Source organism: uncultured Methanobrevibacter sp. (assembly GCF_900316895.1).
Taxonomy (GTDB): Archaea; Methanobacteriota; Methanobacteria; order Methanobacteriales; family Methanobacteriaceae; genus Methanocatella.
Window position 1 is genome coordinate 1 of sequence record NZ_ONER01000067.1, and the last position, 8,563, is coordinate 8,563.

11 protein-coding genes and 1 rRNA gene are annotated in these 8,563 nt (G+C 38.8%); 6 read left to right on the forward strand and 6 right to left on the reverse strand.

Going from position 1 to position 8,563, the window contains the following annotated elements:
* Positions 1–256: 256 nt before the first annotated feature.
* On the reverse strand, positions 257–496 hold the full coding sequence (locus QZN27_RS07440; RefSeq protein ID WP_296785842.1) for a hypothetical protein: 240 nt from the start codon (positions 494–496) through the stop codon (positions 257–259).
* Between the two features lie 13 nt (positions 497–509).
* Entirely contained in the window at positions 510–920 is a 411-nt protein-coding gene (locus tag QZN27_RS07445; RefSeq protein ID WP_292602584.1) for a C-GCAxxG-C-C family protein, read from the reverse strand.
* 84 nt (positions 921–1,004) lie between these two features.
* On the opposite strand from QZN27_RS07445, the gene trxB reads away from it, so the two are divergent.
* Entirely contained in the window at positions 1,005–1,922 is a 918-nt protein-coding gene (gene trxB / locus QZN27_RS07450) for a thioredoxin-disulfide reductase (protein WP_296785848.1), read from the forward strand.
* On the opposite strand, the gene QZN27_RS07455 is transcribed toward trxB, so the two are convergent.
* The gene (locus tag QZN27_RS07455; RefSeq protein ID WP_296785851.1) at positions 1,916–2,059 is read right to left on the reverse strand and encodes a hypothetical protein; all 144 of its coding nucleotides are present in this window, start codon (positions 2,057–2,059) and stop codon (positions 1,916–1,918) included. The two genes, trxB and QZN27_RS07455, sit on opposite strands and share 7 nt — an antisense overlap.
* A gap of 141 nt (positions 2,060–2,200) precedes the next feature.
* Here QZN27_RS07455 and QZN27_RS07460 point away from each other — a divergent pair, with 141 nt between their 5' ends.
* From QZN27_RS07460 to QZN27_RS07480, 5 genes are read left to right on the forward strand one after another with little or no spacing between them, the layout of a single operon-like run.
* Complete coding sequence (locus tag QZN27_RS07460) at positions 2,201–2,758, forward strand: GMP synthase subunit A (RefSeq protein WP_296785853.1); 558 nt, start codon at positions 2,201–2,203, stop codon at positions 2,756–2,758.
* 8 nt (positions 2,759–2,766) lie between these two features.
* A complete protein-coding gene (locus tag QZN27_RS07465) occupies positions 2,767–3,024 on the forward strand; it encodes a hypothetical protein (protein ID WP_296785856.1) in 258 nt (85 codons plus the stop codon).
* 1 nt (position 3,025) lies between these two features.
* Entirely contained in the window at positions 3,026–3,952 is a 927-nt protein-coding gene (guaA, locus tag QZN27_RS07470) for a glutamine-hydrolyzing GMP synthase (RefSeq protein ID WP_296785859.1), read from the forward strand.
* A gap of 49 nt (positions 3,953–4,001) precedes the next feature.
* Positions 4,002–5,183: a hypothetical protein gene (locus QZN27_RS07475; protein ID WP_296785862.1), complete on the forward strand. Its 1,182-nt coding sequence runs from the start codon at positions 4,002–4,004 to the stop codon at positions 5,181–5,183.
* Positions 5,176–6,123: a DegT/DnrJ/EryC1/StrS family aminotransferase gene (locus tag QZN27_RS07480; protein ID WP_296785868.1), complete on the forward strand. Its 948-nt coding sequence runs from the start codon at positions 5,176–5,178 to the stop codon at positions 6,121–6,123. Before QZN27_RS07475 ends, QZN27_RS07480 begins: the two co-directional genes overlap by 8 nt.
* On the opposite strand, the gene cgi121 is transcribed toward QZN27_RS07480, so the two are convergent.
* From cgi121 to QZN27_RS07495, 3 genes are all read right to left on the reverse strand, one after another.
* Complete coding sequence (gene cgi121, locus QZN27_RS07485) at positions 6,107–6,598, reverse strand: KEOPS complex subunit Cgi121 (protein WP_296785870.1); 492 nt, start codon at positions 6,596–6,598, stop codon at positions 6,107–6,109. The two genes, QZN27_RS07480 and cgi121, sit on opposite strands and share 17 nt — an antisense overlap.
* A gap of 1 nt (position 6,599) precedes the next feature.
* A complete protein-coding gene (locus QZN27_RS07490) occupies positions 6,600–8,069 on the reverse strand; it encodes a (R)-citramalate synthase (RefSeq protein WP_296785873.1) in 1,470 nt (489 codons plus the stop codon).
* Between the two features lie 295 nt (positions 8,070–8,364).
* Positions 8,365–8,563, reverse strand: a 23S ribosomal RNA gene (locus QZN27_RS07495); the annotation flags it as partial.

Here is an 8,563-nt window from a genome sequence, read left to right on the forward strand (position 1 = left end):
ATTTCATGCCTAATAGTCAAGGAAAATCCACATATTATTATGAATGGAAATGCTTTGACGAAAAAATAGGCATGGCCTAAGAATCTCCGGCTTCTACAATCCGGAGAGGTTCAAACAACATATAATTATTCTGATTAAAATGAAAAATTGTCAAAAAAGAGAAAGATTAACTCACATCAATAATTTTAAAAAACAGTCGAATATGTCAATTAACAGCACGGCGGCACCATGAACATGAGTACATTTTTCGAGGATATCACCACAAATCATCTATAATGTTTTCCAAATCCTCATCATCGATTCTTCCGTATTCCAAATCCTCTAAAGTATAGCAATAATTCTCCAATACCCTCTTTACTTCAGAGGCATCATAATCTCTGCCGTCGATGGTGACTGTTTCATCATCTTCCCCATCATCTTCTCCCATGTAGCAACATTCGGGACAATAAGGTTCGCCTTCATCAACCCATGAGCCGCATCGTGGACAGATTCCCACAATATCACCTCAATCAGATCAATTCCTCAAGAATCCTGGCTGCAGATTCAACCATTTTCGGACAGATTTCACTAAAGAGATTATTTTCCCTTGCATATCCAACGCCTTCTTCAGTGCTGATGTCACAGTCGAGCAAATCCCTGCAGATATAAGAGCCGTTTTCAGATTCAAAATCATCCAGCAATCTTTTACACATCTCATTGCTTTGGGGTTTGTCCTCCCCATACTTCAGGCCCAACACCATCAGTGCGCCGGTGCATGCTCCACATACTTCCGCTTTTCTCATTCCGCTTCCAAAGCAAGCGCCTATTTTTAGGGCCTGCTCCTTTGAAAGCCCGAAATCCTCACTGAAGGCAGCAAATACTGCCTGTGAGCACACGTAACCATCTTCAAACAATTGAACCGCATCTTCTATTCTAGTCATGTTAATTAATTTCATTAAACATATATATTAAAATAACTAAATTAAAATTAATTTTAAATAAATAAATTAATTCGAGGAAAAAACATGAATGAATATGACATCATTATTATCGGAGCAGGCCCGGGCGGACTGACAGCAGGAATCTATGCAGGCCGCCAAGGAACCAAAAATCTAATTATCGACAGGGATCTGGCCGGAGGACTGGGCCGTGAAGTTCCGGAAATGGAAAACTATCCTGGATTTGACAACATTTCTGGTCTGGAGCTCATTGAAAAGATGAAAGCCCAGGCAACCAAAAACTGCGATTTAAGGGAAATGGAAGAGGTTACTGAAATTACAAAAACAGATGGAGAATACAGGTTCACAGTGAAAACATCCAAGGACACCTACCAGTCAAAAGCAATAATCCTTGCAACAGGCAGTTCCCACAGACACCTTGAAGCCAAAGGAGAAGAGGAATTTAAGGGAAAAGGCGTAAGCTACTGTGCCACCTGTGACGGATTCTTCTTTGCAGGACGTGACATCATCATGGTCGGAGGCGGAAACAGCGCACTTCAGGAAGCGCTATACCTTAAAAACCTTGGCGCCAACGTCACAGTCGTTCACAGAAGAGATGAGTTCAGGGCTCAAAAGCACCTGCAGAATCAGATAAAGGAAGCTGAAATTCCAACAATACTCAATGCCACAGTCGAAGAGATAAAAGGTGAAATGCTGGTTGAATCAGTTGTGTTAAAGGATACTAAAACCAATGAACTCAAAGAACTGCCTATAAATGGAATTTTCATTAGCGTAGGCTACATTCCCCACACTGAACTTGCAAAACAATTGGATATAAATCTGGATGAGTCAGGACACATAATCATAGATAAAAAACAGAAAACCAATGTTGATTATGTCTATGCAATCGGCGATGTCTGTGTAGGCCTAAAACAGTGGGTTGTTGCATGCGGAGAGGGCGCAGTTGCCGCAACTTCCGCATTTGAAGATCTGCAAAATCAGTAGCGTTGTTTTAAAAACATGTAAATAAAGAATGCAATGAGCAACACTACAATTACAGGCAGAAGCCACATAAATACCTTAAGCAACAATACTGCTGCTAATATAGCGATTATAATAAATATTAAATTTTGAAGTTCCATGTAATTCACATATATTCGATGTGATATATAAACTTTAAGAGTTTTTTTTAATTTTTTGTTTTTGAAAATACTGATATTATAATAACATATAATAAATAAAAAAACCAAAAATAATATTATTATATTTTGATGGAGCATAACATGACAATAATAGTAGTTAATAACAAAGGTCAATACAATCATAGAATCGCTAGAAGTTTACAATACCTTAAGATTCCATCTGAACTTGTCTCAAATGATTTAAGCATTGAAGAAATTGAAGCTAAAAATCCGATTGGGCTGATTTTAGGTGGAGGACCTTCCCTAGAAGGTGCAGGAAATAGTGAGGAATACATCAAACATTTCGACATTCCGATTCTGGGAATCTGTCTTGGCCATCAATTGATTGCTAAAACATACGGTGGAGAAGTCACCACATCAGATACCGAAAGTTATGCTCAGGTTAAAATTAATATCAATAATGATGAAAACTTATTTAAAGGATTGGCTCCCGAAATGGATGTTTGGTCTTCTCATAAGGACGAAGTGAAAAGCATCCCTGAAGATTTTGAAATCCTGGCTAGTTCCACTTTATGTGATGTTGAATCCTTCAAGCATAAGGATAAGGATGTGTATGGAATCCAATTCCACCCTGAAGTACATCACACTCCGAAAGGAGAAATAATATTTAAGAACTTTTATGAAATCTGTAAAAAATAGGTGTAATAATGATTGATAATGCTGACGATTTAAGAGACAAGGCAAATGAATTTAAGACCGGATTGAAAAAGCAGTATGTAAACATCCCAATTGGCGATGAGGAATACGGCTTTAGAATCTCAGGTATTGGCCAAAAATCTGTTAAATTAGAAAAATATGTAAAATTTGACGACATATTCGAAGCCATTGAATCAGGAAACGACAATGGCCTTGAAGCCATGATCAAACAAATCATTGAAGATTACGAAGAAGATGAAGAGGAATAAAATGTTAAGCCCTAAAGAATTTATTGAAGATGCAATTCAAAAAATCAAAGACCAAATAGGTGATGAAAAAGCAATCATCGCTTTATCTGGTGGAGTGGACAGTTCAGTATGTTCTGTACTTGTCCAAGAGGCTATCGGCGATAATTTAACTGCAGTATTTGTAGACCACGGTCTTTTAAGAGAAGGCGAAGTCGAACAAGTAACCAACACTTTCAAAGACAGGTTAAACTTTAAATTCGTTGACGCTTCTGATGAATTTATGGACCAGCTTGCAGGCGTTGAAGACCCTGAAGAAAAAAGGAAAATCATCGGAAGAGTATTCATCGAAGTATTTGAAAGAGAAGCAATCGAATCCGGTGCCAAATTCCTTGTTCAAGGAACCATCGCACCTGACTGGATTGAAACAAAAGGCGAAATCAAATCCCACCACAACCTTGCCCTTCCAAGCGGAATGGAACTGGAATTGTGCGAACCTATCCGTGACCTCTACAAGGATGAAGTAAGGGAAATCGGAGACGAATTAGGATTACCTGCAACCACCGTTTACAGACAACCTTTCCCAGGGCCTGGACTCGGTGTTCGTGTTGTTGGAGATTTAACAAGAGAAAATGTTGAAATCTGCAGAAAAGCAAACAAAATCGTTTGCGATGAAATTGAAGCTGCAGGAATTGATAAGGACGTATGGCAATACTTTGCAGTATTGACCGACACCAAAGTTACCGGTGTGAAAGGAGACCAAAGAGACTTCGGATACCTTGTTATAGTCAGAGTGGTTAATTCAATTGATGCCATGACCGCATCAGTTGCCGAACTTCCTTGGGAAGTCGTTCAAACCATTTCAAAAAGAATCACTTCCGAAATTTCAGAAGTTACCCATGTCGCTTTATCAATTAGTGACAAACCACCTGCAACCATCGAATTCTGTTAAAAATACTGGAATCCGGTATTTTTAATTTTTTACTTTTTTTAGAATAATTATGAAAACCACAAAAAATGCATATCTAGCCAAACTGACAGAACAAATCCAGATGAAATCTGTCAAGGTAGGCAAAAACCTGGAAGGAACAACACCCCCATCAGTCTTCATCGGCAGATGGTCCTATCCAAAGGTATATGCAGGCCCCATGATGAGCTCCCAAATGGGCGATACACATATCATGGACTCTCCGGAAGAGTGGCTTGGACAAAACAAAACCCAGGAGGAAATCATAAACTACAGGATGAACCTCGTAAGGGGAAAGCAGCTGATTAAGATTGATGATTTGGAAAACCCTTTTGTCGAAAAGCTTCAGGACATTTCACTTGCATCCAAATCAATCGACAGCGAAGCGACATTCGGAAAAAGACCAAGGGGATCCATGCTTTCAGAGGACAGCATGCCTCACGGACCAAGTGCAGTCATCGAGAAATTTGACATAGACGCCGTCAGATGGGACAAACAATTAGAAAAGACATTCTATGATACCGACTTGAAGGCGACTGAAGCCGTATTGAACCTGCACAACAAGGACGTTCCATTTTCTGCAATGCAAAAGGCATTTTCTGTAGGTGCAATAGGAACCAAAAACAACAGAAAACTTGTTCCGACACGCTGGTCAATCACTGCATGCGATTCCACACTGGCGGATGAATTTCTAAAGGAAGTTAGAAAATTTGAAATACTGGACACATACAGGGTCTTTGAATTCGGAGCCCTGAACAATTATTATGTAATCATCCTGACTCCCGGCGAATGGGAATACGAATGGTATGAGGCATTCATCAAATTGATGAGAAACGAAGAGTTGATCTTTTCAGATTATGAAACCAACGGCGGCAAAAAGGAGTACTCCATCGTTGGAGGCTGCTACTATACCGCTAAAATGGCGGTCCTGGATTACCTGATGAAGATAAAAAGGCAATCAGGATTAATTATATTGAGAGAAGCCTATGACGGATATGTTCCGCTGGGCGTTTTCAATGTCCGTGAAAACATTAAGGAAGCCATGCTGCAGCCGTATCTGGAATTTGAAACATTGGAAAAATGTCTGGAATATGCGGGAACCAAGCTGAAAATACCGATAAGCAGATATGTCAAGCAGGGCACACTGCTCAATGAGATGCTTCACACAAAACAGACTACCCTCGATATGTACTTTAAAAGTGAAAACAATGTTTAAGTTTAAAACCCCCTCAAACAAAACCCTGGAAATTATGTCTGAAGTTGCAAAAGGCAACGTCGAGAAGGACTATGAAGCAATCTGCATCGATAAGATTAAAGGTTTGACCGACAAGGAACACGTCAGAATGACTTCAAGTGGAAACAACAGCATCTTTATTGCGCTTTCTGCCGTTGAAGGAGACATCATCATTCCGGATCAGGGAGCATGGCATGGATTTAAGCAGATTGCCAGGTTCTTGAACAAGAACATAATAACCATGAAAACAGATTTGGGAATAATAAATACCGATTACCTGGAGGATTTGGACATTGCAGATTCATCAGCATTGATATTTACAAGCTTTGCAGGTTACAGCGCCGAGCAGGATATCAGATCCATCTGCAGATACTGCGAAAACAGAAACATTACAACAATTGAAGATGCCTCAGCAGGAATTGGAGACAATAAAAACAATCTCGGTAAAAATTCAGACATCATTCTTGCATCAACCGGCTCACCAAAAATGATTAATGTCGGAAGCGGAGGATTCATTTCCACTGACGATGAGGAAGTTTTCAAAAAAACTGCCCTGCCACAAAAATTAAGCAAAACATCACAAATAGTATGTAGTGGTATAGATAATGAACTTAATCAAGTTAAAGATAACCTTGAAGTATCATTAAATGCAACAGACTATGTAAAAAAACACATACCTGATGCAATACATGAAGATAAAAGAGGCCTTAATGTAATTATACCTAACGATGATGCAAAGTCAATATGTTGGGATTTGAAAAAGACACTCTCAACCGACAAAAGCGGATTCATCACAACATGCCCCAACTATAATCGCGTGAAACAAAAGGCAATTTGTGTAGAAATAAAAAATTTGGATTACAGATGCCTTGAAAAAGAATATTTGGATATAATAATTGATGAAGTTACATGTCGACTGTAAGTTTTGTGATTCTGTCAATAATTATCTCTTCAACAGACATGTTTTGAAGTTCATCATCACTGATTTTATACATTTCAATTAATTTATCCTCATCTGGAATTAAAACATCATCATCCCTAATGAAAAGTGAAGACAACTCTTTTGTGTAGTCTTTTGAATCAATTAAAACTGCACATAGATTCATATTTCCCTCATGCAGACCTAATATTTTAAATGCCTTTGAAATCTGGCGCTGGGCGGAACATCTTAAAACTATCTCAACACTCAAGTCATTGGCCAGATTTTCACCACGCTCAAAAGCAAGAAAAGCCTGATTGACACCATGAATTATATGATTTTTTGAAACGACAGAATCCGCATTGAGAAGCTGGATAATCTCACCATCATCCTTAATGGAATTGATTTTGCCAAGCACTTCCCCAACAGAATCGATGTTTGCCCTAAATCCCAATATTTGAATATTATCCATACGCATATTAATCCCTTAACAACCTATTTACACCTGCAATGTAGGCTTTAACACTGGCATTGATAATGTCAGGTTCAGTACCACGGGCTGAAACAACCTTGTCTTCCTGCTGCAATTTAATAATCACATCAATGAAAGCGTCAGTACCTCCGGTGATTGCATCTACGTGATATTCAATCAAATCTATCTCCTTGAACATGTCTAAGGATTTAAGCGCATTGATTGCCGCATCAACAGGACCTACACCGACTCCCGCATTTAGAATTTCCTCATTATCAATTGTAATTTTAACGGATGCGGTAGGCATTACCTTATTTCCGGAAACGATAGTTACCTCATCAAGCCTGATTCTGTCTTCATGATTTATCTGCAAAACATTATCGGCAATTGCCTGCAAGTCAACATCAGTAACAGTTTTTCCCTTATCTGCCAAATCCTTTATGTCATTGCAAATCTGATTTAACTGATCCTTATTGACATTTAGGCCCAATTCCTTCAATCTGGAATCAAGTCCATGAGTGCCCATATGTTTTCCGAGGATAAACTTGCGCTTACGTCCGACAAGTTCAGGAGTTATAGGTTCATAAGTAGCGGAATTCTTAATGATTCCATCTGAATGAATTCCTGATTCATGGGCAAAAGCATTCTCTCCAACAATCGCCTTATTGGGCTGGATATACACTCCGGTGGACCTTGCAACCAATTTGGAAATGTCATAAATTTCACTGATCTTGACGTTGGTTGAAAATTCGGGAAGCAGTCTGTCAATGCTGACGATACACTCCTCAAAAGAGGTATTTCCTGCCCTCTCTCCTATACCGTTAACGGTGGTATGGATTTCACTGGCTCCTGCCTTGATTGCGGATAATGTATTTGCAACGGCAAGGCCGAAATCATTATGGCAATGCACAGAAAGAGGAGCTTTCAAATCGTTTAACCTGCCGAATAAATCATATGAAGAATCGGGAGTCAATATTCCCACAGTATCGCATACGCAAAGCCTGTCGGCATGATGGTCAATTGCACTTAAAAAGACTTCCCTTAAAAAATCAACATCACTTCTGGAAGCATCTTCTGCAGATATCTCAACAATCAAACCGTGATCCTTACAGTAGTCAATTGCATCATTAGATAAGTCAATGAGTTTATCCCTGGTTGTATTCAATTTATCTGAAATGTGCAAATCAGAAGTGGGAACAACAAGGTTGACTGCATCAACATCACATTCAATACAATAATCAATATCGACAGTCAAAGGTCTTGAAAAACTTAAGATTTCTGCATTTAACCCCTGTTTAGTAATTTCTTTAATAGATTCCCTTTCACCTTCAGATGTAATTGCGGAACCTGCTTCAATAAAATCGATTCCAATTTCATCAAGCTTTGAAGCTATTCTTAGTTTTTCCAACGGAGTTAATGATACACCAGGAGTCTGTTCCCCATCGCGCAATGTAGTATCTAATACTTTAATATTCATAAGAATCACTGAAAAATTTCAATACGGGTATTATGTAATAAAAAAACTGTCAAAAAAAGTAAGTAATAATTGTAATAGAAGGCTTGCAGCGAAATGAAATTCCCATAGAAAACCATAGTACACAAACAAAACGCAAAAAGACTTCACTACTGGGATCGAAACGAGTCCAGGTATAACCCTATGAAAAATAAATTATAATTAGTGCAACTTTCACCCTTACTGTTAACACCTAACCAAATTGTTATCAAACTATGTATCACTTGAATAAGTCAATACATATGTTTTACTAACAATTAAAATAATGCAAGCGAACAATTGGAAGCAGCGGACTAAACAACTCGGAAAAAAAACCTCGAAGCGTACATCCCTACCCCATCAAACAAGTCTTCTACTCGCGTCCTAAGCAATCTATTTTCAGGGGATACCTCAGGCTTAGATGCTTTCAGCCTTTATCACCTAGCGCGTAGCTGCCCGGCAATGCCTTATCAGACAAC